At 40.8% G+C, this 1,177-nt stretch carries 3 protein-coding genes; all 3 read right to left on the reverse strand.

Features of this window, described 5'->3' with window-relative positions:
• Positions 1 to 215, reverse strand: a 215-nt coding sequence (locus G576_RS14160; RefSeq protein WP_425423380.1) for a CD1375 family protein, incomplete at its 3' end; no start/stop codon positions are given.
• The gene (locus G576_RS0109625; RefSeq protein WP_027974416.1) at positions 175 to 597 is read right to left on the reverse strand and encodes a DUF1366 domain-containing protein; all 423 of its coding nucleotides are present in this window, start codon (positions 595 to 597) and stop codon (positions 175 to 177) included. The genes G576_RS14160 and G576_RS0109625, both read right to left, overlap by 41 nt.
• A gap of 12 nt (positions 598 to 609) precedes the next feature.
• On the reverse strand, positions 610 to 1,177 hold a 568-nt coding region (locus G576_RS12700; protein WP_245563034.1), incomplete at its 5' end, for a DUF859 family phage minor structural protein.

Genomic DNA, 1,177 nt, shown 5'->3' on the forward strand with positions numbered 1-1,177 from the left:
TCCTTTGTCAATTCAGCGACAAGCTCCTCATCTTCTACCATGAGGGCAATCTGTTCTTTGACCCCTTGTTTAAGCACTCGTGGCACTTTGGAAAATGGGTAACGTCCAGCTACAATGTTAATTGCATATAATTTTGTCATCATGTCTATTCCTCTTTCTAAATGTTCTGTGAGACTATTTAGCCTCTGTGACAGTTGTTTCAGCAAGGTCTTCATCTGTCAGCATTCCTTTCTCGTAGAGTTTGAAAATCACTGACATCAAGGTAACCTGTGCCATTGATGACTGCTCTTGTTGATTAGTCATCTGTGTTTCCATTTTGTCAATGGTCAGCGTTGCTTTTTCAATGAGCTTGTCATACTCAGCGATTTTCTCGCCTAAAGTGTTGAACTTCTCATTTTCAGCACGCATAGGGAAGTTTTCCTGATAGATGACCTCAAGCGCTAACTCAAGTAGCTCCGTATTAGATAAATCAATCTTTTCAGGAGATAAAAAAATAGGCACATGAGCGCCCTCTGCATTGGTTAAAATAACTTTGGTGGCGGACGCTGTTCCGCTTCCGTCATACTCAAGGCTTTTTGTCGCAAATTCAAATTTCATAGGTTTTCCTTTCTAAATACACCAACTTAGTTGACCCTGATATTCCGCATTGTATTTACCTGCCTCATTTATCCATGAGATAGAGCCGTCAGCGTTAATCTGCACATGTATCATCTGAATAGGGTTCCTTGTCCAAGCTGTCACGTCAAACATCATGTTTTTAGGGACTAGCTCAGCAGGGATATGTCCAACCGTAAACGATGGGACGTTGTTTGTCCTAAATCCATAGTCCAGATAGACGACATCGCCGACTCTCTTGTATTTGAAACCATTACCGATAGCGACCCAGCCAGTATTGACAAGGTTTGGGTCGTTGGTTTGGGCATACTCAACCCACGGTGTCCAAGTTGCATTATTTTTTACTCGGAAATAAGTCTTATTTTTGTTATAAGGAGTGTAAGTTTGCTTGACATATCTAGTATCATAGCTCTCTACAAGTAAATAGCCACCAACTGGGTCTGGTAATGTTGGGCTATCCACATAATAAAAACCTGACTGCACATACTCCTCTATTTTACTGTATAGATTTCTATGAGCTGCACTGTCATTTCTTGTTAATTGATATTGCTGTATCGGCTTA

Source organism: Streptococcus porci DSM 23759 (assembly GCF_000423765.1).
In the GTDB taxonomy this organism is placed as follows: Bacteria; Bacillota; Bacilli; order Lactobacillales; family Streptococcaceae; genus Streptococcus; species Streptococcus porci.